Origin of the sequence: Pseudomonas sp. Fl4BN1 (assembly GCF_009908285.1) — a bacterium.
Taxonomy (GTDB): domain Bacteria; phylum Pseudomonadota; class Gammaproteobacteria; order Pseudomonadales; family Pseudomonadaceae; genus Aquipseudomonas.
Genome location: NZ_JAAARM010000042.1, coordinates 1 through 23031, shown reverse-complemented (window position 1 = coordinate 23031; position 23031 = coordinate 1). Strand labels below are relative to the sequence as shown.

Sequence of the window (23031 nt, the reverse complement as noted above, 5' to 3'; positions counted from 1 at the left end):
AGCTACGGCCTGGTTGGCTCGCTGTGATCTGCCTAAGTGGCCTGGCAGTGGCCTGGGCCCACTGCAAACGTTGAACCTGGCACCCGCGGGCGCATGCAAAATTTGCCTCAAGCTGTGATCCAGCGACAATCCTGCGTACGCCGAAAGTCCTGCTGTCCTATACACAGCCTTCGCAGCGGCTATTGGAAATGTGCAGGCAATAAAAAGCCCCGGCTCTGGTGAGCCGGGGCTTTTTTGTCAGCTGCGCAGGCTTACAGCGTTGGGTAGTCGATGTAGCCAACCGGGCCTTTGGAGTAGAAGGTTTCCGGGTGCGCTTGGTTCAGCGGTGCGTCAGCCTTCAACCGGGCTGGCAGATCCGGGTTGGCGATGAAGGGCACGCCGAATGCCACGGCATCAGCCTTGCCGCTGGCCAGCCAGGCATTGGCACTGTCCTTGGTGAAACGCTCGTTGGCGATGTACGGGCCGCCGAAGGCCGCTTTCAGCTGCGGGCCCAGGCTGTCAGCGCCTTCTTTTTCGCGGGAGCAGATAAAGGCGATGCCGCGTTTTCCCAGCTCGCGAGCTACGTAAGTGAAGGTCTCCGCCAGGTTGTCGTCACCCATGTCATGGGAGTCGGCACGGGGGGCCAGGTGCACGCCCACTCGGCCGGCGCCCCAGATCTCGATGGCGGCGTCGGTGACTTCCAGCAGCAGGCGGGCACGGTTCTCCAGGGAGCCGCCGTACTGGTCGGTGCGCTGGTTGGTGCTGCTTTGCAGGAACTGGTCCAGCAGGTAACCGTTGGCGCCGTGGATTTCCACGCCATCGAAACCGGCAGCCTTGGCGTTTTCCGCACCGACCCGGTAAGCGTCGACGATGTCGGCGATCTCAGCGGTTTCCAGGGCGCGCGGGGTTGGGTAGTCGGCCAGTGGGCGCACCAGGCTGACATGGCCCTTGGGCTGGATGGCGCTTGGCGCCACTGGCGTTTCACCGTCCAGGTAGGACGGGTGGGAAATCCGGCCCACGTGCCACAGCTGCAGGAAGATCTTGCCGCCAGCGCCATGCACTGCCTTGGTCACGTTGGACCAGCCACGCACCTGGTCGTTGGACCAGATGCCGGGAGTGTCCGGGTAGCCCACGCCCATTGGGGTCACCGAGGTGGCCTCGCTGAGGATCAGGCCAGCGGAAGCCCGCTGCACGTAGTACTCGGCCATCAGTGCGTTGGGTACGCGGCCAGCGTCGGCGCGGCAGCGGGTCAGCGGCGCCATGATGATGCGGTTGGACAGCTCGAGGTCGCCGATCTTGATCGGATCAAAGATAGTCGTCATGGAATGCAGCCTTCTATATAGGAAAGAAACGGATCAGTGGGTCACAGGGGCCAGTTCGGCGTTGCCGCCCTGGCGAAAGGTAATCAACGTCACCAGCAGGGCCAGGATCGCCAGGACCGCCGCCGCCAATGGCACGCTGGTCAGGCCGAAACCGTGGGCGATGACGCTGCCGCCGACCCAGGCGCCCAGGGCGTTGCCGATGTTGAAGGCGCCGATGTTCAGGGTCGAAACCAGGTTCGGCGCGGCCTTGCCGAAGGTCACCACATTGACCTGCAGTGCCGGCACTGCCGCGAAGGAGGCGGTGGCCCAGAGGAACAGGGTGATTTCCGTGGGGATCAGCGCAACGCTGGTCCAGGTCAGCACAGTGGACACCACGGTCATGGCCGCGAACACGCCGATCAGGGTGGCCCCCAGGCGCTTGTCCGCTAGCTTGCCGCCAATGATGTTGCCCAGGGTCAGGCCCAGGCCGATCAGCAGTAGGGTCCAGGTCACGCCCTTGGGCGATACGCCGGTGACATCGCCAAGCAGCGGCGCGACATAGGTGAACAGGGTGAACATCGACGCCGAAAATAGCGCGGTCATGCTCAGGGACAGCCAGATCCCCGCGCCCTTGAGGGCCGCCAGTTCCGCACGCATGTCGAGTTTTTCCTCGTCACGCTTGGCCGGCAGAAAGCGCAGCAGGCCAATCAATGCCACCACGCCGATCACTGTCACCGCCCAGAAGGTCGAACGCCAGCCAGCTTCCTGGCCCAGGGCAGTGCCCAGGGGCACACCGAGCACATTGGCCAGGGTCAGGCCGGTGAACATCAATGCCACTGCCGAAGCACGCTTGTTGGCGGGCACCAGGCCTGCCGCGACTACTGAACCAATACCGAAGAAGGCGCCGTGGCACAGCGCGGTGATTATCCGGGCGAACATCAGCACGTTGTAATCACTGGCCAGTGCACACAGCAGGTTGCCGACAATGAAGATCCCCATCAAGGCCACCAGGGCGGCCTTGCGTGGCAGCCGGGCGGTCGCCAGGGCCATGAACGGTGCCCCGATAGCCACGCCCAGGGCATAACCGGTGACTAGCCAGCCGGCGCCGGGAATCGATACCCCAAGGTCCGCCGCCACATCGGGCAGCAAGCCCATGATGACGAACTCGGTGGTGCCGATAGCGAAGGCGCTCAAGGCCAGGATGAGCAGTGAAAGGGGCATTGTCGGGTCCTTGTCAGATCAGAGCTGTTGGCTCATTTGCGTGAGGAACTGCTGGATGGTTTCCTCATTGCGTTTGAAAAAATGCCATTGGCCGACTTTGCGGCTGCTGATCAGGCCTGCACGTTGCAGGGTGGCGAGGTGGGCGGAGACGGTCGACTGCGACAGGCCGCAGCGTTGATCGATCTGCCCGGCACACACGCCGTGCTCATTGCTGTGGGCCTGATCGGGAAATTCGACAGTCGGGTCTTTCAGCCAGTGCAGGATTTCTCTGCGTACAGGATGAGCCAGAGCTTTTATTATTTCGTCGAGGTCGAGGGACATGGCGGTGCTCGTTTTCCGTAAAACGTTGTATCGCGATGAGGCGAAATTTAAATCGTTATTTCGCGATATACCAATATGATTTTGATCTTAAGTCATTCTTTATCGGTATATCGAGTTATAACGATATATTTGGCGCGGTGCTAAGCTGCGCGAATGAATTATCTCGCACATCTGCACCTCGGCGGCCAGCGCCCGGGTCAATTACTCGGCAGCTTGTATGGCGATTTCGTCAAAGGGCGCCTGCAAGGGCAGTTTCCCCCCGAGGTCGAGGCGGCGATCCAGCTGCATCGGCGCATTGATACCTACACCGATAGCCACCCGCTGGTGTTGGCGGCGCTGTCGCGTTTCTCCCTGACCCGGCGACGTTATGCCGGGATTGTCATCGACGTGTTCTTCGATCATTGCCTGGCCCGGGACTGGAGCCAGTACGCCGATCGCCCCTTGCCGCAGTTCACTGCCGACGTCTATCGGGCACTGGCGGCCGAACCGCAGCTGCCGGGACGGCTGGCGCAGATTGCGCCCTACATGGCGGCCGATGACTGGCTCGGTTCCTATCGAGACTTCCAGATTCTGGATCAGGTATTGCGCGGCATCGCCCGGCGCCTGTCGCGGCCGGAGGAACTGACTGCCGCGATGATCGAGCTGGAGCGGCTATATCAGCCCTTGAGCGAAGATTTCCGAGCCTTCTACCCGCAACTGCAGAGCTTCGTCGCAGAACGCACCCAACCGAATGAGGCCTTGTAGGAGCTGGCTTGCCAGCGAAGGCGTCCTCGTCGGTGATGCCTGTCTCAAGGGCCTCTTCGCCGGCAAGCCGGCTCCTACGAGAGTATGGGAGTTCACTGGGTGGGCATGAAAAACCGCTGTAGGAGCTGGCTTACCAGCGAAGGCGTCCTCGTCGGCGGTGCCTGTCTAAAGGGCCTCTTCGCCGGCAAGCCGGCTCCTACGAGAGTATGGGAGTTCACTGGGTGGGCATGAAAAACTGCTGTAGGAGCTGGCTTGCCAGCGAAGGCGTCCTCGTCGGCGGTGCCTGTCTCAAGGGCCTCTTCGCCGGCAAGCCGGCTCCTACGAGAGTATGGGAGTTCACTGGGTGGGCATGAAAAACCGCTGTAGGAGCTGGCTTGCCAGCGAAGGCGTCCTCGTCGGCGGTGCCTGTCTAAAGGGCCTCTTCGCCGGCAAGCCGGCTCCTACGAGAGTATGGGAGTTCACTGGGTGGGCATAAAAAACCGCAGTAGGAGCTGGCTTGCCAGCGAAGGCGTCCTCGTCGGTGATGCCTGTCTCAAGGGCCTCTTCGCCCACAAGCCGGTTCCTGCGGGAGGTGCTCAGGCGGCGACCAGTTCACCGCTGCGGCGTGGTTCGGCAGGCTGTGCAACATCGCCGAACAGGGCTTTGTGCACGGCTTGCTGAGCCTGGAAGGCCAGCGCCGCACGTTCCTGGCCCTGGCAGGCAATCGGCTTGAGCAGATGGATCTCTACCCGGCCCTGATCATTGGCGAACAGCCGCATCAGGTGGGAGAGCAAGTCATCGTCGCCAATGAAGGGCGCCAGGGTATCAATCTGGCCGTCCCGCAAGTAACGGATCGCCACCGGTTGCAGGGACACCTCGGCGTCGATAGCGCTGGCCAGCAGGCGCCCGTGGAAGGTGCGCAGGCCACGGCCATCGGTAGTGGTGCCCTCGGGGAACAGCAGCAGTGGATGCTGTTCCTGCAAGTGGCGGGTCATCTGTTTGCGAATCAACTGGCTGTCGCCGGCGCCGCGACGGATGAACAGGCTGCCGGCCTTGGCTGCCAGCCAGCCGGCCACGGGCCAGGTGCGCACTTCAGCCTTGGACAGGAAGGACAGCGGAGTGAGCATGCCCAGCAGTGGGATATCGGTCCAGGACACATGGTTGCTGACCCAGAGCATCGGCTGGCGAGGCAACTCGCCGTGTACCGTGATCCGGAATGGCAGGGCATTGCTCAAGCGGGCCATGAAGAAGCGCGACCAGCGTTGGCGCCGGAGCATGGAGTTGGCGGTGCCCAGGCGCTCCAGCAGGCCAAAGATGCTGGCCATGATCAGGCCCAGCGCCACCACCAGCAATACCCGGGCGATGCGCCCGTAGACCCGCAACCGGCGCATCAGACTGCCGCCTTGAAATGCCGGGCGTAACGCGGGCACAACTCGTCACGCTTGAGCAGGATGAACACGTCGGCCACCTGGAAGTCCTGGTCCCAGCACGGTTCGCCGCAGATCTTCGCCCCCAGGCGCATGTAGGCCTTGAGCAGCGGCGGCATCTCGGCAATCACATTGGAGGGGAGGTCCAGGCTGGGCAGCGGGTGCTTTGGTTCGGCCCGCAGGTGCTCGGTGCTCAGGTAGCGTTCGCGAAGGCGCTGCATGATCGCGTGGGCCTGCACGCCGCCGTCCTGCATCGGAATACTGGCGCAGCCCATCAGGTAGCTGTAGCCGCCCTGGTTGAGCACTTCCGCCAGTTCGCCCCAGAGCACGGCGATGGTGCCGCCGTTGCGGTAGGCCGGGTCGACGCAGGTGCGGCCAATTTCCAGGATCGGGCCCTTGAGGTGCACCAGGCCATGCAGGCTGAACTCCTCTTCGCTGTAGAAACGCCCCAGGCTGCTGGCGGCCTGGTGGTCCAGCAGGCGAGTGGTGGCCACCAGGCGGCCGGTGTTCAGGTCGCGCACACCGATGTGGCTGCAATGAACGTCGTAGTCATCCATGTCCAGACCCAATTCCGCGCCCTTGAGCTTGGCGTTGAACTCGCCACTGAAGACGTTGAAACGCAGAGCCTGGGCTTCCTGCAGGGCCTGGGCGCCGATCAGGCGTTCGGCTTGCAGACGGCGTTCAGTGCCGGTGTCGCTGATGCGGGCGATCTGAGTCATCGTGAATCTCCGTGCGGGCTACCGACCCGCCTTGGGTTGCAGCCAATCGACTTTGTTGTGCAAAGTCAGGCTATGTAGCCCCGGTGTCATCGCCATGAAGCTTTGGTGATGCTTATATGACAGCCCCTGAGGACCTTCGAATGCCCTGGCAAGCCCTGCTCGACAGCCGTCAACGATTGCCCGCAAACCCCGACCTGGCGGAGGGTTACGGGGCTTTGCTGGCACATTTGGGCAGTGTCACGCCCTTCGAGTTGGCGGTGCTCGGCGGGCGCCTGATGGCCACGCCGGGGCTGGCATTCCTGGTGGGGTACCAGGCAGCGTTGCGCATGTTGTGGCCAAGCGCGCCGCAAAGCCTGGGTGCTTTATGCGCGACCGAACGCCGCAGCCTGCGTCCGGCGGACATGCAAACGCGGCTGGAGGATCTGCGCCTGCACGGGCGCAAGGACTTTGTCACCGCCGGTGATGCCGCCGACTGGCTGTTGGTGGCGGCCCGTAGCGAGGCTTCGGGGGAGCGCCCGGCGTTGCGCCTGACGGTGGTCTATGCCGGTGAGCCTGGGGTCAAGGTCGAGACGCTGCCCGCCATCGCCCTGATGCCGGAGATCAGCCACGGCTGTCTGGTGCTCGACAACGCTGCTTGCGAATTGCTGGCTGGCGATGGCTGGGACGCCTACGTCAAACCCTTCCGCAGCCTGGAGGACATCTATGTCCTGAGTGCCATGCTCGCCTGGCTGTATGGCGTGGGGCAGGACAGCGGCTGGCCGCAGCCCCTGCAACTGCAGTTGCTGGGATTGCTTGCGGGCTGCGCCGAAGTCAGTCGGCAAAACCCCTGCTTGAGTAGCGGGCACATTCTATTGGGCGGCTTGTTCATGCAGTTCCAGGCATTGCGACCTGACATCGACGCCGCGTTCGCCAACGGCCCTGAGCCTTGGCGCAGCCAATGGACCCGGGACCAGGCCCTGCTGGACCTGGCCGCCAGCGCCCGGGAGCAACGCCTGGCCAAAGCCCTGGCCTCGTTTCAGGAACGGCGCCCCCTTGCGTAAGAGCCGGCTTGCCGGCGAAGGGGCCCGAAGGTTTTGCACAAGGCTCGATGACGCCTTCGCTGGCAAGCCAGCTCCTACGAGGCGGGATGCCGCGGGCGGTTGTAGGAGCCGGCTTGCCGGCGAAGAGGCCCGAAGGTTCTGCACAAGGCTCGATGACACCTTCGCTGGCAAGCCAGCTCCTACGAGGCGGGATGTCGCGGGCTGTTGTAGGAGCCGGCTTGCCGGCGAAGGGGCCCGAAGGTTTTGCACAAGGCTCGATGACGCCTTCGCTGGCAAGCCAGCTCCTACGAGGCGGGGTGCCGGGGGCTGTTGTAGGAGCCGGCTTGCCGGCGAAGAGGCCTGAAGGTTTTGCACAAGGCTTGATGCCCCCTACGCCAGCCAGCGCCAACAAGCGAGGGCCCTTGCAGTGAAACTGTCATCCGCCTCAACTAGGCTCGGCCACTGACGTCATTCGAGGCTCATCCATGGTCAAAGGTCCGATCCTGCTGGCGTTGCTTGCATGTCTCTGCATGCCGGCCCGGGCCGAGGAGTGGCCGGCGCAACAATGGAGTCGCGGCCCGGCCGTTGATAGCCCGGCGCTCAAGGCTCTGGAGGACTACGCCTTCGTGCCCAGGGACGACCAGTCCCACGAAGGCATTCGCACTGACGCCTTGCTGGTGATCCGCGATGGCCAGGTGCTTTACGAACGTTATGCCGGCGCCACCGGACCACAGACCCCTCATCTCATCTGGTCTGCCAGCAAAAGTCTGTTGGCGGTGGTGTTGGGCGTTGCCTTCGGTGAAGGCCGCTTCCAGCTCCAGGACCCGGCGGCGAAGTATTACCCGGCGCTGCAGCAGTATCCGGCTATCACCCTGGAGCACTTGCTGCACTGGGCCTCGGGCCTGGACTGGCAGGAAGACTACGAATACGCCCCGCTCAATTCCTCGGTGGTGGCCATGCTCTACACCCGCGGGCACCAGGACATGGCCGCGTTTGCCGCACAACAACAGGCCGCCAGCCCACCAGGCCAGGACTTCCGTTACTCCAGTGGCGACAGCAACCTGCTGGCCGCCAGTCTGCGAGGCATGGTGGGCAGCGAGCAGTATGCAAACTATCCCTGGCAGGCCCTGTTCGAACCTCTGGGCATTACCCAGGCGGTGTGGGAGCGTGATGCCGCAGGTACTTTCGTCGCCTCGTCCTACCTCTATCTGACTGCGCGTGACTTGGCGCGTGTCGGTCTACTGATGCAGCGCGAGGGCCGCTGGCGCGACCGGCAACTGTTGCCCAAGGCTTGGGTCGACTTCTGCCGCACGCCGTTCACGGGTTACCGGGCCAACCAGGATGTGGCTGTGGCGGGCGGACACTGGTGGCTCAACCGCTCGGTGGACGGCGCCCCCCAGCCCTGGCCAGATGCGCCAGCGGATACCTACGCCGCCCTGGGACACTGGGGGCAGGCGTTGTACGTGCTGCCCGCAGAACGCCTGGTGATCGTGCGATACGGCGACGATCGCGACGACAGCTATCAGCACAATGAACTGCTCAAGCGTGTCCTCGCTGCGTTTGTCGTCCCGGAGCAACCATGAAGCGCCGGGCCTTTGTCCGTCGTCGCCCATGGCTCAGTCTGCTGTTGCTGGGGCTGATCCTGCTGCTGGGCTGGACCTGGCAACAGCGGGTGGCCTTGCAGGCCTTTCCGGATATCCTCGGCGCCTACACCGCCAAGGAGTACTGCTCCTGTCGTTACGTCATGCAACAACCCGCCGACTACTGTCGCTCCTATGTGCACCAGTACCTGCCCATCAGCGGGTTTGCCGATGAAGTGCAGTCGCTGCGTGTCACCGCCAGCGCCCTGGGGCGTACCCACAGCGCCATCTGGCTGGGCCCGCGGGAAGGTTGTCGTCTCGCGCCCTGATGCTGGCTGATCCGTTGCTGGCACATTTGTGTTCCATCCAGTGGAACCACATTTGATTGTCCTGTGCTCTGGCTCGCGGTTATCTGACGCAGAGCTTCGAGTACGCCTTGGCATCTCGTGCATCGCTCCAAAAAAAGAACGGGAACCCACCCGGCCCAGAGGAGATACGCCATGACCCGACACCAGCACATCCTTGCCTGGCTTAGCGACATTGCCAGTGACCTGCGAGCCATCCGCCACGACATTCATGCCCATCCCGAGTTGGGTTTCGAGGAGAATCGCACCGCAGCGCTGGTGGCCCGTTGCCTTGAAGAGTGGGGCTACGAAGTGCACACCGGCGTCGGCAGGACCGGGGTTGTTGGCGTGCTGCGCAACGGCAGTGGCTCGCGCACCCTGGGGTTGCGGGCGGACATGGATGCCTTGCCGATCATCGAGAACACCGGAGTGCCCTACAGCAGCCGCTTCAGCGGTTGCATGCATGCCTGCGGACATGATGGCCACACCACCATCCTGCTGGGGGCGGCCCGTTATCTGGCGGCCACTCGCCAGTTCGACGGCACCCTGAACCTGATCTTCCAGCCGGCGGAAGAGGGCCAGGGCGGCGCCGAGGCGATGCTTGCCGATGGCCTGCTGGAGCGCTTTCCCTGTGATGCACTGTTCGGCCTGCACAACATGCCAGGGCTGTCGGCCGGGCACCTGGGCTTTCGCGAGGGGCCGATGATGGCTTCCCAGGACTTGCTCAATGTGATCGTCGAAGGTGTCGGCGGCCATGGTTCCATGCCGCACCTGGCGGTGGATCCGTTGGTAGCGGCGGCTAGCATGGTCATGGCCTTGCAGACCGTAGTGGCGCGCAATATCGATGCCCAGGAAGCGGCAGTGGTGACCGTCGGCGCCCTGCAGGCCGGTGAGGCGGCTAACGTGATTCCCCAGCAGGCGCTGCTGCGTCTGAGCCTGCGGGCCCTCAATGCGCCGGTGCGCGAGCTGATGCTGGAGCGGGTCAAGGCCATTATCCAGACCCAGGCCGAAAGCTTCGGTTGCCGCGCCAGCATCGACCATCGCCCGGCGTATCCGGTGCTGGTCAACAGCCCGGAAGAAACCGAGTTCGCCCGGCGGGTCGGCGTCGAGCTGGTGGGGGCCGAGGCGGTCAACGGCAACACGCCGAAGCTGATGGGCAGTGAAGACTTCGGCTGGATGCTGCAACGCTGTCCCGGCAGCTACCTGTTCATCGGCAATGGCGTGGCGCAGCCGATGGTGCATAACCCGGGTTACGACTTCAACGACGACATTCTCCTGACGGGCGCGGCCTATTGGGGCGCCCTGGCGGAAAGCTGGCTCAAACCCTCCTGACCCTTCCTGTTCCTGTGTTGCTGACCGCCCCGGGGCTTAGTTTGCACCCGGCACTTTTCCGAGCCCGGCAGAAGGCTCAAAAGTATCCAAGGAACATCCTATGAGTGTCTCGATACCCTCTGTTTCCAAGACTCGGCAGGTGGTAGCCGCCGTCGTTGGCAACGCTCTGGAATGGTATGACTTCATCGTCTACGGCTTTCTCGCCAGTGTTATCGCCCGCCAGTTCTTCCCGGCAGAGGATGAGTACACCTCGCTGCTGATGGCCCTGGCCACCTTCGGTGTGGGTTTTTTCATGCGCCCGGTAGGCGGCGTGTTGCTGGGGATCTATTCCGATCGCAAGGGCCGCAAGGCGGCGATGCTGGTGATCATCCAACTGATGACCCTGGCCATCGCGATGATTGTGTTCGCCCCCAACTACGCCGCCATCGGCCTCGGGGCGCCGCTGCTGATCGTGGTGGCGCGCATGCTCCAGGGCTTTGCCACCGGCGGTGAGTACGCCAGTGCCACGGCCTACCTGGTGGAGAGTGCCCCCCCCCACAGAAAAGGCCTGTACGGCTCCTGGCAGTTGGTGGGGCAGTGCCTGGCGGTGTTCAGCGGCGCGGCGATGGTGGCGGCGGTGACGCATTTCTTCTCGCCGCAGACCCTGGATCTCTGGGGCTGGCGCCTGCCGTTCGTGATCGGTCTGTTGATCGGGCCGGTGGGCCTGTGGATCCGCAAGTACATGGAAGAGCCGGAGGCGTTTCTTGAGGCGCGCAAACAGGTGCGCGGCAACGGCCCTGGGCTGTGGCAGGTGGTGTCGGCCTATCGCCGGGCGATCCTGGTGTCCATGGGCATGTGTTGCGGCGGCACGGTGTCCTTTTATGTGGTGCTGGTGAACATGCCGACGTTCGCCCATACCAACCTCGGCCTGCCCCTGGACCAGGTGTTGCTGGTGCAGATGTTTGCCGTGGCCCTGATGACCCTGGTGATTCCCTTTGCCGGGGCGCTGTCCGACCGCATTGGTCGACGCCCGGTACTGATGGCTTTCACCCTGGCGTTCTTCGTCATGGTCTATCCCTTGTATGTGTGGGTCGCCGCGGCGCCGTCCATCGAGCGCCTGTTGGTGATGCAGATATTGTTGTGTGGTGCCATTGGCGGTTTCTTCGGCCCCGGCCCCACGGCCCTGGCCGAGCAGTTTCCCATCGAGGTGCGCTCCACGGGGGTATCGGTGGCGTATAACGTCACAGTGATGCTGTTCGGTGGCTTCGCGCCACTGATCGTGACCTGGCTGAGCAAGGTCATGGCCACCCCGGTGGCTCCCGCTTTCTACGTCTTGCTGACCTCGGTCCTCAGCCTGCTGGGTACTTATTGCATGTATGACGCAGTCAGAGACGACAAACCCGACGCCGTGACCCTGGGAGGCTAATCTTGAGCAACCACCCCGAACCGACCGACTCCATCGTCGATCTGGATGCCCTGGAGTTGTCCAGGGCGATCCATGCCCGCGAGCTGTCCTGTCGCGAAGTGATGCAGGCCTATCTGGCGCAGATCGAGCGTTTCAATCCGCAGGTCAACGCCCTGGTGTCCCTGTGCGCTCCCGAAGTCCTGCTGGCCCAGGCCGACGAGCGTGACCGGCAGCTGGATCAGGGGCAGTCCATGGGCTGGATGCACGGCATGCCCCAGGCGATCAAGGACCTGGCGGCCACCGCCGGGTTGACCACCAGCATGGGCTCGCCGTTGTTCGCCGAGCAGGTGCCGGCCGTGGACGCCATCAGTGTGGCGCGGGTCCGGGCCAGCGGCGCGATCATCGTCGGCAAGAGCAACGTGCCGGAGTTTGGCCTCGGCTCACATACCTATAACCAACTGTTCGGCACCACCGGCAATGCCTATGACAGCACCTTGAGTGCTGGCGGCAGCAGCGGTGGGGCCGCGGTGGCCCTGGCCCTGCGCATGCTGCCGGTGGCCGATGGCAGCGACATGATGGGTTCGCTGCGCAATCCGGCGGCGTTCAATAACGTGTTCGGCATGCGTCCCTCCCAGGGCCGGGTACCATTCGGCCCGACTCCGGAATTGTTCGTGCAGCAACTGGCTACCGAGGGGCCGATGGGGCGCACTGTTGCCGATGTGGCGCGGCTGCTGGGGACCCAGGCCGGTTACGACCCGCGGGTGCCCTTGTCGCTCACGGATGATCCGGCGCTGTTGAATGCTCCCCTGCAACGCGACGTGCGGGGCCTGCGCCTGGGCTGGATGGGCGACTACAACGGTTACCTGGCCATGGAGCAAGGTGTGCTGGGGCTGTGCGAAAAAGCCTTGGCGGACTTCACCAGCCTGGGCTGCGAAGTGGAGAACTGCCAGCCGGAGTTCTCCCTGGCGCAGCTGTGGGACTGTTGGCTGGTGCACCGGCATTGGCTGGTCCAGGGCTCTTTGGGGCTGCTGCACAGCGACCCGGACAAACGCCGTTGGCTCAAGCCCGAGGCACGCTGGGAGGTGGAGGGCGCGGCGAACCTGAGTGCCGCGGATGTGTACCGCGCTTCCCAGAGCCGCAGCGATTGGTATCGCGCCCTGCAGCGGCTGTTTGAACGTTACGATTTTCTGCTGCTGCCCACTGCTCAGGTGTTCCCTTTCGATGCACGACAGGCTTGGCCAAGGCAGATCGATGGGCAGGAAATGGACACTTATCACCGCTGGATGGAAGTGGTGATCGGTCCGACCCTGGCCGGTCTGCCCAGTATCAGCATTCCGGTGGGGTTCAACCTGGCCGGCTTGCCCATGGGCTTGCAGATCATCGGCCCGGCCCAGGCCGACCACGCGGTGCTGCAACTGGCTCATGCCCACGAACAGCTCACGCAATGGGTACGGCAACGGCCCCCGGGCAACCTGCTGTAACCAAGCAAGTGCTATTGAACAGGCGGTAAAGCCTTTACCCATCTTCTGTCAGGGAGTTCGGACTATGGCCAGCAAGGTAGAAAGCGGCGGCGTGCGTTCTGTGGAACGGGCGCTGGCCATCGTCGAGTTGCTGGGCCAGCACCAGGCCCTGGGCCTGGAGGAGCTGCACTACCTGACGTGCCTGCCCAAGGCCACCGTGTCGCGCATGTTGCTGACCTTACAGGAGCAGGGCTGGATCTACCGTGGCCTGAGTGACCGGCGTTATCACCTGAGTGCGCGAAGCCTGTTCGGTGACCATCGGCAGCGTTTCAAGCGCCACCTGGTAGAGCAGGCGGCGCCCTGGCTGTTGGAATTGAGTGCACGCACTGGGCTGGTCAGTGACCTGTCGAGTTTCGATGGCGATTGCCTGGAAGTCCTGGAAAGCTCGGTGCCCGCAGTGTTGCGCAAGCGCTACCCGAACAACAGCCGGATTGTCGGTCAGCACGCCAGCCTGTTTCACTCGGCCATGGGCAAGGCCTGCCTGGGAGGCCTGGCCCGCGATGAAGTCGAGCGCCTGGCCGCACGTGAGCGGGTGCCCACCGAGGATCAGCTGCAGACCTGCGCCGAGTCCCAGCAGTTGGGGTTCGGCCAGCGTACGGAAGGCCATTGGGAGTATCCGGTGCGCCTGCCTTTTCTGATTCGTGCGGTGGCCTTGCCGTTGCAGGCTGAAGGTCGAGTGATCGGCAGCATTGCCCTGCATTGGCCGATGGACCTGACCTGTGTCGAACAGGTGCGCAGTCGTCACTTGGGGCTGCTGGCCGAAACCATCGAGCAACTGCAGAAAACCCTCGCCTGAGCCATTCCTCGCCCTCAGCGCTTGGCCCCGAACCGCGCGTAAAACCGCGCTGCCCCTTCGGGTTCCATCCTGTGGAACCTATAGCGATTGCCCTTTGCCCCGCGGCTCCGAGAATGAAGCCTGGTCCGCCATCGGCGGCCATGACGCCACTTCCAATAATAAGAACAGGTGATCTCATGTGGGCTGAACAACGTTATATGACGGGGTTGTTGTGCTGTCTGGTATGCACCGGGGCAGGAGCTGAAGGGTTTCTCGAGGATAGCCGCACGTCCTTGCGCTACAGCCAATCCTATTGGAAGGAAAATGACGGGGGAGGGTTCGGCCCGACCCGGGATGAATGGGTGCAGGCCACCCAGTTCAGTTTCAGTTCCGGCTGGTACCGCGACGTGCTGGGCATCGATTACAGCTACGGCCTGGCAGATGCGCTGCATGTAGGGCGTGAGGCCAACAGCATCAGCAACCTGCGGGCCGATCGCAGCGTGCAGCAGCCCCACGGCATCGCCAAACCCCTGGAGCTGTACCTGCGCGGACGTTGGGTCGACGAGAACGGAACCTTGAGTGGTGGCGTGGGGAAAAAAAGCCGGCAATACGAGCTGTACCGCGATGACCGCTATTCGCGCATCCTGCCAGCGGCCACCCTGGGCCAGGACCTGGGTTACGAGTACGGTGCCCTGAGCTTGAACCTGAGCCGTATCGACGGCTTCAGTCCGCGCAACGAATCAGGCTGGAGCCAGGACTTGCGCAATCACCAGGGGCGCACGATCGAAGACCTGCGGCTCTATGCCCTGGGTTACGTACTGCCCGATGGCAGTCGCTTGCAACTGGAACACGGCGTAGCCCGGGACTACCTGCGCAGTTCCTCGGTGAAGCTGGCCCATGGCTTCGAGCTGGCTCCCGGGCGCGGCATCGACATCCATGCCATCTGGGGCCGCCAGCAGGACGCCGGCAAGCGCTTCGAGTACGGCGGCGTGCGCGGGCTTTATGAGGCGGAGTCTTCCCACGATGCCCGTCACCTGGACCTGTCCTTCAAGTACCGGTTCAGTCGCTATTACACCGGGCTGACCTGGAACAAGGTCTGGGGCGATGACTTTGACCGCACCTTCTTCGCCCAGGACCACGGCACCTGGAACAGCAGCGGCAAGTTGTTCTACTACTTCGGTCTGGAAAACGAGGAGATGGTCAAGTTGCTGGGGGGCATGGATTTCGCCGATGTCGGCCTGCCGCGGCTCAAGCTCGACCTGCATTACGCCTTCTCCGATCACGCTCGGGGCTACCAGGGATTTTCCCGGCGGGAATTCCAGAGCGTGCTGCAATACCAGTTCGACGGTGCGCTCAAGGGCCTGGACCTGGCCTGGCTGCACGGACGTTTCCGCACCCAGGGCGAACCCGATGGGGTCCAGCGCCAGAGCATCTCCCGGGGGCCGGCGGGCATCATCAGTCACAGCGCCGAACGCTTCTACCTGAACTATACCTATCGCTTCTAGCTCTATTGCGCCGCCTGCCGCGAAGTTTGCCAGCCCCCTGGTGTCCGGTTAAGGTGGCGCCTTCTGTTCTAGGGAGCTTGCATGCGTACGCCGATCCGCCTTCTTCTCAGCCTGCTCGGGGTGCTGGCCCTGCCGGTCCAGGCCAACTGGTACCTGGATAACGAGTCTTCCCGGGTGTCCTTCGTCACTACCAAGAACGCCAATATTTCCGAGGTCCAGCGCTTCCTGGTGCTGCACGGCAAGGTCGATGGCAAAGGCCAGGCCCAGCTGCAGATCGAGATGGATTCGGTCAGCAGCGGCATTCCCCTGCGCGACGAGCGCATGCGCCAGGAGCTGTTCCAGGTCCAGCAGTTTCCCGACGCGCTGATTACCGCAAAGATCAACCTGCGCCCGATCAATGACCTGGCCCCCGGGGCGCAGATCGAGTTGTTGCTGCCGATCACCGTGACCCTGCACGGCCAGGAACACACCTACAACGCCGAACTGCTGGCCACCCGGCTGGATGATCGGCGCTTCCAGGTGGTGACCCTGGAGCCCTTGGTGCTCAACGCTGAAGACTTCAACCTGGCCCCCGGCCTCGACAGCCTGCGCAAGGTTGCTGGCCTGTCGGCCATCAGTTTCTCGGTGCCGGTGGGTGCGGTACTGATCTTCACGGAGCGTTGAAATGCGCGGCGCGGTGTTCCCCTGGCGTGAAGGCAACCGCTTCGAGTTACTGATCGACGGCCCCCAGTTCTTTCCGCGCATGCTGGTGGCGATTGCCCGGGCCCAGCAGCAAGTGGAACTGGAGCTGTACCTGGTGGAAGCCGGGGCCTGCGCCGAAGCCATGGTCCAGGCGCTGGTGCTGGCCGCCGAGCGGGGAGTGCGGGTGCGTTGCCTGTTCGACGACTATGGCAGCCTGGCTTTTACCCAGGCTCTGCGTCAGAGCCTGACGCAAGCGGGTGTCGAATTGCGTTTCTATAACCGCCTGAAATGGCGCCAGGGCTTTCTCAACCTGTACCGCGACCATCGCAAACTGCTGTTGGTGGACCAGACCTTGGCAATGGTCGGCGGCACTGGGGTTACCGATGAGTTTTGGCAGCCGGAGGACAACAGTTGCGACTGGCATGAGGTGATGGTGGAGATTGCCGGGCCCATGGTGGGCGACTGGCAAAGGCTGTTCGATCGCCAGTGGAGCGCCAACCTGCATCGTGGCGCCTGGAAGCCCGGCGCCGATTTCGGTCTGCCACGCCTGCCGCGTTTGCCTGAAACCGGCGAGGGCATGGGCCGGGTGGCTTATGCCGACGCCCGCCAGCATCGCGACATCCTGCATTCATTGATCCGTGCCCTGCACAGTGGCCAGCGGCGCATTTGGCTGGCCACCCCCTATTTCCTGCCGACCTGGTCGGTGCGTCGCTCGTTGCGCAAGGCTGCGGCTCGGGGTATCGATGTGCGCCTGTTGCTGACCGGGCCATGCACCGATCACCCGGCAGTGCGTTATGCCGGGCACCGCTACTATCCGCGCTTGATCAAGGCTGGGGTGCGGATCTTCGAATACCAGCCGCGCTTCCTGCACCTGAAGATGGCCCTGGTGGATGACTGGGTGAGTGTCGGTTCCTGTAACTTCGACCACTGGAACCTGCGCTTCAACCTGGATGCCAACCTGGAAGCCCTGGACCCGCAACTGACCCGCGCCGTGGCAGCCAGCTTCGAGGCGGACTTCGCCCAGAGCGAAGAGGTCAACCTGGCAGCCTGGCGCAATCGTCCCCTGTGGCGGCGAGTAAAACAGCGCGTCTGGGGTTGGATCGATCGGTTGGTGGTCAACTTGCTGGACCGTCGCGGTTAGCATTTGTTCGACCCAAAACTGCCTTCTTGCAGTCGTTGCCGCAATGCGCGGACGAGCAGGCATAAACCTGGGGACCTGCTCTTCCAGGCAGCATTTTCTGCTCTGTGGCGCACGCAGCGTCGCCCAAACGAGTCGTCCAGATGTGGCTCGGGTCTTCGGTAGTGCTTGCAAGAGGGGAATAGCAGGGCGGTCCGCCGGCCTGGGTCCAGAGCCGGCGGTTGCAGGAGATCAGAGCAGTTCGAAGCTCTGTTGCTTGACGTCCTGGGAGTCCAGGCCGATCTGCACATTGAAGTCGCCCGGTTCCGCGGCGTACTTGAGCTGCGCGTTGTAGAACTTCAGGTCGTCCTCGCTGATGGTGAAGTGAATGGCTTTCTCTTCACCGGCCTTGAGCATGACTTTCTGGAAGTTCTTCAACTCCTTGATCGGGCGGATCATCGAGCCGGCCACGTCCTGGATATACATCTGCACCACGGTTTCGCCGTCACGCTGGCCGGTGTTCTTCACGGTCACGCTGGCGTCGAGCGTGCCGCTCTTGTTCAGGGTGGTGGAGGACAAGGCCATATTCGACAGGCTGAAGCTGGTATAGCTCAAGCCGTAGCCGAAGGGGAACAGCGGGCCGGTGGTGTCATCGAAGTACTGCGAGGTGTAGTTGCCCGGCTTGCCCGGGGTGAACGGACGGCCAATGGTCAGGTGGTTGTAGTAAGTCGGAATCTGCCCCACGGAACGGGGGAAGGTGATCGGCAGCTTGCCCGACGGGTTGTAGTCGCCAAACAGCACGTCGGCGATGGCGTTGCCGCCTTCGGTGCCGCTGAACCAGGTTTCCAGGATCGCGTCGGCCTGCTGGTTTTCTTCCAGCAGCGACAGCGGACGGCCGTTCATCAGCACCAGTACCAGGGGCTTGCCGGTGGCCTTGAGGGCCTTGATCAGTTCGCGCTGGTTGGCCGGGATGTGCAGGTCGGTGCGGCTCGAGGACTCGTGGGACATGCCACGGGATTCGCCCACTGCAGCAACGATCACGTCGGATTTTTTCGCGGCCTTCACTGCTTCATCGATCATCTGCTGCGCCGAACGCGGATCATCTACCACCTCCGGGGCATCGAAGTTGAGGAAGTTCAGGTAGTCCACGACCTTCTTGTCGGCGGTGATGTTGGAGCCCCGGGCATAGGTCAGCTTGGCCTTGTCGCCCAGAACATTGCGCATGCCGTCGTACAGGGTCACCGACTGCGCCGGCACTCCGGCCGCGGCCCAGCTGCCCATCATGTCGATCGGCGCCTTGGCCAATGGGCCCACAAGGACGATCTTCGCGGTCTTCTTCAGCGGCAGGGTTTCATTCTGGTTCTTCAGCAGCACCATGCTGCGCCGGGCAATATCCCGGGCGTCACTGCGGTGCAGGCGGCTTTCGGCGTTGGTGTCGGCCGGGTCGTCCTCAGCCTTGCCGATGCGCACGTACGGGTCCTTGAACAGGCCCATGTCGTACTTGGCGGCCAGCACTTCACGTACCGCGTTGTCGATATCCTTCTGCTCGATCTCGCCGGACTTGAGCAGCCCCGGCAGTTCCTTGCCGTACAGCGAGTCGTTCATGCTCATGTCGATGCCAGCCTTGATCGCCAGCTTGGCCGCTTCGCGACCGTCCTTGGCGACGCCATGGCGGATCAGCTCGATGATTGCCCCGTGGTCGCTCACCGCCAGGCCCTTGAAGCCCCACTCCTTGCGCAGCAGGTCGTTCATCAGCCAGGTATTGGAGGTGGCAGGCACGCCGTTGATCGAGTTCAGGGCCACCATCACCCCGCCGGCACCGGCGTCGATCGCCGCGCGGTAGGGCGGCAGGTAGTCCTGGTACATCTTCACCGGGCTCATGTCGACGATGTTGTAGTCGCGACCGCCTTCCACCGCGCCGTACAGGGCGAAGTGCTTGACGCTGGCCATGATGCTGTCCGACAGGGCCGGGCTCTGGCCCTGGTAGGCCTTGACCATGACCTTGGCAATCCGCGAGACCAGGTAGGTGTCCTCGCCGAAGCCTTCGGAGGTACGGCCCCAGCGCGGATCGCGGGAGATATCGACCATCGGTGCGAAGGTGATATCGAGGCTGTCGGCGCTGGCTTCCTTGGCGGCGATGCGCCCGGAGCGCCCGATGGCGTCCATGTCCCAGCTGGAAGCCAGGGCCAGGCTGATGGGGAAGATGGTCCGGTGGCCGTGGATCACGTCATAGGCGAAGAACATCGGGATCTTCAGCCGGCTGCGCATGGCTGCGTCCTGCATCGGCCGGTTTTCCGGACGGGTGATCGAGTTGAAGGTGCCGCCGATGTTGCCGGCGGCAATCTCCTTGCGGATCAGCTCCCGAGGCATTTCCGGACCAATGCTGATCAGGCGCAACTGGCCGATCTTTTCTTCCAGGGTCATGCGCTGGAGCAGATCGCTGATAAAGGCTTCTTTGTTTTCCAGGGGGACCGGGGCAACTTCGGCCAACACCGGGTGACTGGCCAGGCTGACCAGCAGGCCCAGCAAACACAGCTTCTTCATGAATATTGTTCTCAAGGGCTCAAGACCGACGCTCTAGTGAGGCGTCGAACAGCCAAAATTTAGGGAGCGACTATTGTTGTGCAGATAATTCCCGCACACTTCTGAACTCTTTTTCGCGCTGGGCATCTTTTAGCCCATCAGCCCGATGCATTCCAGTGGTGCAGGCAGATTTTGCCCCACCGGGTGTGTCAAACCGGGCAAAAGATTCATTTCAATCAGGTTGTGCAAGGAGCCCCACCCATGAACATTTCCCAAACCCTGCGCCAGAGCTGGCCCGTCGTCACTTTGCTGATGCTGACCAGTCTGCTTGGCGGCTGTGGCATCAACAACATTCCGACCCTCGACGAGCAGGTCAAGGCCGATTGGGGCCAGGTGCAGAACCAGTACCAGCGCCGTGCCGACCTGATCCCCAACCTGGTGGAAACCGTCAAGGGCTACGCCAAGCATGAGGAAGAGACTCTGACCGCAGTGATCGAGGCGCGGGCCAAGGCCACTTCGATCCAGGTGGACGCCAACACCCTGAACAACCCGGAAAAACTCAAGCAGTTCCAGCAAGCCCAGGATCAGTTGAGCGGTGCCCTGAGCCGCCTGATGGTGGTTTCCGAGCGCTACCCGGACCTCAAGGCCAACCAGAACTTCCTGGCCTTGCAATCCCAACTGGAAGGCACCGAGAACCGCATCGCCGTGGCCCGTCGCGACTTCATCCTCGCGGTGCAGAAGTACAACACCGAGATCCGTACCTTCCCCGGTCGCCTGTGGCACAGCCTGATGTACAGCGATATGCCGGTGCGTGAGTCGTTCGAGGCCACCAGCCCCGACGCCGACAAAGCCCCGCAAGTCAAATTCTGATGCGTGGGGTACAGCGCGCACTACAAGGTGCGCTGCTGTCGCTGTGGCTGGTGAGCGGCGGCGCCCTGATGGCGCAGCCTGCAGTTGCAACGCCCACGGACGGGCTGGCAGTGAGCCAGGCCGCACCGCAGGCGGCCAGCCCGGCGCCAGTGCCGATTGAAAGCCTGTTTCCCACGTTGACCGGGCGCGTGGTGGACACCGCGCAGTTGCTCACGCCTTCGGCGCAGGTCTACCTGACGCAGATGCTCGAACGGCTTGAGCAGAGCACCACCGACCAGGTGGTAGTGGTCACCGTGCCGAGCCTGGGCGGCTACAGTATCGAAGAGTTCGGCCTGCAACTGGGCCGGCACTGGGGCATCGGCCAGAAGGACAAGAACAACGGCGTCCTGCTGCTGGTGGCCAAGGACGACCGCAAGGTGCGGATCGAAGTGGGCTACGGTCTGGAAGGACGGATCGACGATATATGGGCGCACCTCATCATCAACGACTCGATCATTCCGTACTTCAAGGATGAGCTGTACTCCTCCGGGATCATTACCGGCACCACCTCTATCGTGCGTCTGCTGGAGCCCAACAGCACGCGGATGCTGGCGCACCGCTGGGTGGTGCAGAGTTGGTACCAGCAGATCGAATGGATGTGGTGGTTCAAACTGGTGTTTTTCTCGGTGTTTGTCGGCGTGCCGCTGGCCGGGCTCTTGCTCTCCAGGCGCGACGACGGTGAAGCGGCAGGCGATGGTCGGCCCTACACCAGCGATGAGTCGCCCAAGCGCGAGTCCAAAGCGGAGCGCGATTCAAGTTCGAGCAGCAGTTCATTCGACTGGTTCGACTCCAGCAGTTCGAGTTCCAGCTCCAGCTCGGATTCGGACAGCTTCAGAGGCGGCGGTGGCGGTTTTGGCGGTGGCGGGGCGTCTGGTAGCTGGTAGCTCAAGCGGACAAACATTAAGGACGAGGTGCTGATGCGACTCTATAAAATCGGCCTGGTGCTGTTGCTCTGGGTCTTCGCGGTCACGGCCCAGGCCGAGCTTAAATTCCCGGCCCTGAGCGGGCGGGTGGTGGATGATGCGCAACTGATCGAACCGGCCACCCGGGCCCAGTTGAGCCAGGAACTGCAGGCCCATGAACAGGCCACCGGCGAGCAAGTGGTGGTGGTGACCCTGCCGGACCTGCAAGGCGCCAGCATCGAGGACTTCGGCTACCAACTGGGTCGGCACTGGGGCATTGGCCAGAAGGACAAGAACAACGGCGCGTTGCTGATCGTCGCCCGCGACGAGCGCAAGCTGCGCATCGAAGTCGGCTACGGCCTGGAAGACCGGCTGACCGACGCCCAATCCTCGGTGATCATCAACCAGGTGATCACCCCGGCGTTCAAGACCGGGCAGTTCAGTAAGGGCATCAGCGACGGCGTTTCGGCCATGTTGCTGGTGCTCGGCGGCACGCCGCTGGATGAGCCGGCCACGGTGTACGGCAGTGGCGAGGGCGCAGGCCAGCCTGATTTTGTCGAGCGTCATCCGTTGTTGTTCATCTTCCTGGTGCTGCTGTTGATCCTCACGGCGATAGTCGCGCAGATGCTCGGTATCCTGCCCAGTGGCAGCGGACGGGGGGGCTCCGGTGGTTTCGGTGGCGGTGGTTTTGGGGGTGGCTCCGGTGGCGGCTTCAGCGGCGGTGGCGGTAGCTTCGGCGGCGGCGGTTCGTCCGGCGGCTGGTAACTGAATATAAAAAGCGGATATCCAACGACATGGCATTACTGAGTGAGTACGAACAGCGGCAAGTGGCCGAAGCCATTGCCCGTGTCGAGCAGCATACCGACGCTGAACTGGTGACGGTGCTGGCGGCCCGGGCCGACGACTACGCCTACATCCCGCTGCTCTGGGCCAGCCTGCTGGCGCTGGTGGTGCCGGGGCTGGTGCACTACGCCACCGGCTGGCTGAACATGCACCTGTTGCTGCTGGCGCAATGGGCGACCTTTATCGTGTTGTGCCTGGTGTTTCGCCTGCCACGCATCACCACCCGACTGATCCCGCGGTCGGTACGCCACTGGCGCGCCTCGAACCTGGCCCGGCGGCAGTTTCTTGAACAGAACCTGCACCACACCGTGGGCGGCACCGGGGTGTTGATCTTTGTCAGCGAGGCTGAGCGTTACGTGGAGATTCTGGTGGACGAGGGCATCTCCAAGCGCCTCGACGACCGCGAATGGGGTGCCATCGTCCAGACCTTCACCCAACAGGTGAAGCAGGGCCAGACCCTGCAGGGTTTCCTCGACTGCATCGAGGCCAGCGGCGAACTGCTCAAAACCCACGTGCCCCTGACCCAGGTGCGCAACGAGTTGCCCAACCGCCTGGTGGTGCTCAACTGACCCTCCCGCCGTAGGAGCCGGCTTGCCGGCGAAGAGGCCCCCGAGTTTTGCACCACCCTTGAGGACGCCTTCGCTGGCAAGCCAGCTCCTACGGCTGGCGCGATATCGGTGTTGTTCATGTAGAAGAGGCCCCCGAGTCTTGCACCGTCCTTGAGGACGCCTTCGCTGGCAAGCCAGCTCCTACGGCTGGCGCGATATCGGTGTTATTCATGTAGGAGCCGGCTTGCCGGCGAAGAGGCCCCTGAGTCTTGCACCGTCCTTGAGGACGCCTTCGCTGGCAAGCCAGCTCCTACGGCTGGCGCGATATCGGTGTTGTTCTTGTAGGAGCCGGCTTGCC

Annotated in this window: 21 protein-coding genes; 15 read left to right on the top strand and 6 right to left on the bottom strand. The window is 63.2% G+C overall.

Features of this window, described 5'->3' with window-relative positions; all coding sequences use genetic code 11:
- Positions 1-251: 251 nt before the first annotated feature.
- The 3 genes from GV818_RS29450 to GV818_RS29440 are packed head-to-tail and all read right to left on the bottom strand — an operon-like array spanning position 252 to position 2822.
- Entirely contained in the window at positions 252-1301 is a 1050-nt protein-coding gene (locus GV818_RS29450; protein WP_161759987.1) for an alkene reductase, read from the bottom strand.
- A gap of 33 nt (positions 1302-1334) precedes the next feature.
- Positions 1335-2501 carry an MFS transporter gene (locus GV818_RS29445; protein ID WP_161778240.1) on the bottom strand — a complete coding sequence of 389 codons (1167 nt, stop codon included), beginning with the start codon at positions 2499-2501 and terminating at the stop codon, positions 1335-1337.
- Between the two features lie 18 nt (positions 2502-2519).
- Complete coding sequence (locus tag GV818_RS29440) at positions 2520-2822, bottom strand: ArsR/SmtB family transcription factor (protein ID WP_011059679.1); 303 nt, start codon at positions 2820-2822, stop codon at positions 2520-2522.
- Between the two features lie 153 nt (positions 2823-2975).
- Between GV818_RS29440 and GV818_RS29435 the strand changes: the two genes are divergently transcribed.
- Positions 2976-3566: an ACP phosphodiesterase gene (locus tag GV818_RS29435; protein WP_161778239.1), complete on the top strand. Its 591-nt coding sequence runs from the start codon at positions 2976-2978 to the stop codon at positions 3564-3566.
- 575 nt (positions 3567-4141) lie between these two features.
- Here GV818_RS29435 and GV818_RS29430 read toward each other — a convergent pair.
- On the bottom strand, positions 4142-4936 hold the full coding sequence (locus tag GV818_RS29430; RefSeq protein WP_161760100.1) for a lysophospholipid acyltransferase family protein: 795 nt from the start codon (positions 4934-4936) through the stop codon (positions 4142-4144).
- The gene (olsB, locus tag GV818_RS29425; protein WP_161760099.1) at positions 4936-5691 is read right to left on the bottom strand and encodes an L-ornithine N(alpha)-acyltransferase; all 756 of its coding nucleotides are present in this window, start codon (positions 5689-5691) and stop codon (positions 4936-4938) included. The genes GV818_RS29430 and olsB overlap by 1 nt, the downstream gene beginning before the upstream one ends.
- Before the next feature lie 140 nt (positions 5692-5831).
- On the opposite strand from olsB, the gene GV818_RS29420 reads away from it, so the two are divergent.
- The 10 genes from GV818_RS29420 (at position 5832) to GV818_RS29375 (ending at position 16972) form a co-directional block, all read left to right on the top strand.
- On the top strand, positions 5832-6731 hold the full coding sequence (locus GV818_RS29420) for an acyl-CoA dehydrogenase family protein (RefSeq protein WP_161778238.1): 900 nt from the start codon (positions 5832-5834) through the stop codon (positions 6729-6731).
- Positions 6732-7195: 464 nt separating this feature from the next.
- Positions 7196-8293, top strand: a complete 1098-nt coding sequence (locus GV818_RS29415) for a serine hydrolase domain-containing protein (protein WP_161778237.1) — start codon at positions 7196-7198, stop codon at positions 8291-8293.
- Positions 8290-8619, top strand: coding sequence for an amidase (locus tag GV818_RS29410; protein ID WP_161757733.1), 330 nt, complete (start codon positions 8290-8292; stop codon positions 8617-8619). The genes GV818_RS29415 and GV818_RS29410 overlap by 4 nt, the downstream gene beginning before the upstream one ends.
- A 171-nt stretch (positions 8620-8790) precedes the next feature.
- Positions 8791-9966 (top strand): M20 aminoacylase family protein, encoded by a 1176-nt coding sequence (locus GV818_RS29405; RefSeq protein ID WP_161757732.1) that lies wholly within the window; start codon positions 8791-8793, stop codon positions 9964-9966.
- Between the two features lie 100 nt (positions 9967-10066).
- Positions 10067-11371, top strand: a complete 1305-nt coding sequence (locus tag GV818_RS29400) for an MFS transporter (protein WP_161778236.1) — start codon at positions 10067-10069, stop codon at positions 11369-11371.
- Between the two features lie 2 nt (positions 11372-11373).
- On the top strand, positions 11374-12831 hold the full coding sequence (locus GV818_RS29395; RefSeq protein ID WP_161757730.1) for an amidase: 1458 nt from the start codon (positions 11374-11376) through the stop codon (positions 12829-12831).
- Between the two features lie 64 nt (positions 12832-12895).
- Positions 12896-13666 carry an IclR family transcriptional regulator gene (locus GV818_RS29390; protein ID WP_161757729.1) on the top strand — a complete coding sequence of 257 codons (771 nt, stop codon included), beginning with the start codon at positions 12896-12898 and terminating at the stop codon, positions 13664-13666.
- A gap of 176 nt (positions 13667-13842) precedes the next feature.
- Positions 13843-15150, top strand: a complete 1308-nt coding sequence (locus GV818_RS29385; RefSeq protein ID WP_161778235.1) for an OprD family outer membrane porin — start codon at positions 13843-13845, stop codon at positions 15148-15150.
- An 81-nt stretch (positions 15151-15231) separates the two neighbouring features.
- On the top strand, positions 15232-15813 hold the full coding sequence (locus tag GV818_RS29380; protein WP_161757727.1) for a YceI family protein: 582 nt from the start codon (positions 15232-15234) through the stop codon (positions 15811-15813).
- A 1-nt stretch (position 15814) separates the two neighbouring features.
- Entirely contained in the window at positions 15815-16972 is a 1158-nt protein-coding gene (locus tag GV818_RS29375) for a phospholipase D-like domain-containing protein (protein ID WP_161778234.1), read from the top strand.
- A gap of 228 nt (positions 16973-17200) precedes the next feature.
- On the opposite strand, the gene bglX is transcribed toward GV818_RS29375, so the two are convergent.
- Positions 17201-19492 (bottom strand): beta-glucosidase BglX, encoded by a 2292-nt coding sequence (gene bglX, locus GV818_RS29370; RefSeq protein ID WP_161778233.1) that lies wholly within the window; start codon positions 19490-19492, stop codon positions 17201-17203.
- A gap of 240 nt (positions 19493-19732) precedes the next feature.
- Here bglX and GV818_RS29365 point away from each other — a divergent pair, with 240 nt between their 5' ends.
- From GV818_RS29365 to GV818_RS29350, 4 genes are read left to right on the top strand one after another with little or no spacing between them, the layout of a single operon-like run.
- On the top strand, positions 19733-20341 hold the full coding sequence (locus GV818_RS29365; RefSeq protein ID WP_161778232.1) for a LemA family protein: 609 nt from the start codon (positions 19733-19735) through the stop codon (positions 20339-20341).
- The gene (locus GV818_RS34815) at positions 20341-21264 is read left to right on the top strand and encodes a TPM domain-containing protein (protein ID WP_161778231.1); all 924 of its coding nucleotides are present in this window, start codon (positions 20341-20343) and stop codon (positions 21262-21264) included. Before GV818_RS29365 ends, GV818_RS34815 begins: the two co-directional genes overlap by 1 nt.
- Positions 21265-21297: 33 nt before the next feature.
- Complete coding sequence (locus GV818_RS29355; protein ID WP_161778230.1) at positions 21298-22047, top strand: TPM domain-containing protein; 750 nt, start codon at positions 21298-21300, stop codon at positions 22045-22047.
- A gap of 29 nt (positions 22048-22076) precedes the next feature.
- On the top strand, positions 22077-22694 hold the full coding sequence (locus tag GV818_RS29350) for a TPM domain-containing protein (protein WP_161757721.1): 618 nt from the start codon (positions 22077-22079) through the stop codon (positions 22692-22694).
- Positions 22695-23031 lie beyond the last annotated feature (337 nt).

Coding starts and splice junctions, on each gene's coding strand:
- GV818_RS29450 (WP_161759987.1), bottom strand. CDS start 1,301: ATGACGACTATCTTTGATCCGATCAAGATCGGCGACCTCGAGCTGTCC.
- GV818_RS29445 (WP_161778240.1), bottom strand. CDS start 2,501: ATGCCCCTTTCACTGCTCATCCTGGCCTTGAGCGCCTTCGCTATCGGC.
- GV818_RS29440 (WP_011059679.1), bottom strand. CDS start 2,822: ATGTCCCTCGACCTCGACGAAATAATAAAAGCTCTGGCTCATCCTGTA.
- GV818_RS29435 (WP_161778239.1), top strand. CDS start 2,976: ATGAATTATCTCGCACATCTGCACCTCGGCGGCCAGCGCCCGGGTCAA.
- GV818_RS29430 (WP_161760100.1), bottom strand. CDS start 4,936: ATGCGCCGGTTGCGGGTCTACGGGCGCATCGCCCGGGTATTGCTGGTG.
- olsB (WP_161760099.1), bottom strand. CDS start 5,691: ATGACTCAGATCGCCCGCATCAGCGACACCGGCACTGAACGCCGTCTG.
- GV818_RS29420 (WP_161778238.1), top strand. CDS start 5,832: ATGCCCTGGCAAGCCCTGCTCGACAGCCGTCAACGATTGCCCGCAAAC.
- GV818_RS29415 (WP_161778237.1), top strand. CDS start 7,196: ATGGTCAAAGGTCCGATCCTGCTGGCGTTGCTTGCATGTCTCTGCATG.
- GV818_RS29410 (WP_161757733.1), top strand. CDS start 8,290: ATGAAGCGCCGGGCCTTTGTCCGTCGTCGCCCATGGCTCAGTCTGCTG.
- GV818_RS29405 (WP_161757732.1), top strand. CDS start 8,791: ATGACCCGACACCAGCACATCCTTGCCTGGCTTAGCGACATTGCCAGT.
- GV818_RS29400 (WP_161778236.1), top strand. CDS start 10,067: ATGAGTGTCTCGATACCCTCTGTTTCCAAGACTCGGCAGGTGGTAGCC.
- GV818_RS29390 (WP_161757729.1), top strand. CDS start 12,896: ATGGCCAGCAAGGTAGAAAGCGGCGGCGTGCGTTCTGTGGAACGGGCG.
- GV818_RS29385 (WP_161778235.1), top strand. CDS start 13,843: ATGTGGGCTGAACAACGTTATATGACGGGGTTGTTGTGCTGTCTGGTA.
- GV818_RS29380 (WP_161757727.1), top strand. CDS start 15,232: ATGCGTACGCCGATCCGCCTTCTTCTCAGCCTGCTCGGGGTGCTGGCC.
- GV818_RS29375 (WP_161778234.1), top strand. CDS start 15,815: ATGCGCGGCGCGGTGTTCCCCTGGCGTGAAGGCAACCGCTTCGAGTTA.
- bglX (WP_161778233.1), bottom strand. CDS start 19,492: ATGAAGAAGCTGTGTTTGCTGGGCCTGCTGGTCAGCCTGGCCAGTCAC.
- GV818_RS29365 (WP_161778232.1), top strand. CDS start 19,733: ATGAACATTTCCCAAACCCTGCGCCAGAGCTGGCCCGTCGTCACTTTG.
- GV818_RS34815 (WP_161778231.1), top strand. CDS start 20,341: ATGCGTGGGGTACAGCGCGCACTACAAGGTGCGCTGCTGTCGCTGTGG.
- GV818_RS29355 (WP_161778230.1), top strand. CDS start 21,298: ATGCGACTCTATAAAATCGGCCTGGTGCTGTTGCTCTGGGTCTTCGCG.
- GV818_RS29350 (WP_161757721.1), top strand. CDS start 22,077: ATGGCATTACTGAGTGAGTACGAACAGCGGCAAGTGGCCGAAGCCATT.